This window comes from Psychrobacter sp. TB20-MNA-CIBAN-0197 (assembly GCF_040309765.1).
GTDB lineage: Bacteria > Pseudomonadota > Gammaproteobacteria > Pseudomonadales > Moraxellaceae > Psychrobacter > Psychrobacter submarinus.
Window position 1 is genome coordinate 1 of sequence record NZ_JBEOPC010001406.1, and the last position, 235, is coordinate 235.

At 40.4% G+C, this 235-nt stretch carries 1 protein-coding gene; it reads left to right on the plus strand.

The features are described from left to right. Positions 1 to 11 precede the first annotated feature (11 nt). Positions 12 to 235 (plus strand): DUF2515 family protein (locus AAEY83_RS18580; RefSeq protein WP_502945227.1); only part of this gene is annotated, 224 nt, incomplete at its 3' end.

Here is a 235-nt window from a genome sequence, read left to right on the forward strand (position 1 = left end):
GCCTAGAGCGTATGAGCGAAAAGGTCTCAAATAACACTTACAACTTCGTGGACAGTTATAGTGTAAGAGCACGACGTATTGCAGGTACATATGCTAGGTTTTATTTAGAAACTGAAAAGAATGGAGATCCACGTAAAAAAGGTCGTTTTTATTGGATGGCTTTAGGTGCGTTCGCTAGTAAAACGGTAGCTTGCACTTTGGAGCATTGGACTCTTACAGTAACTAAACACGGTAT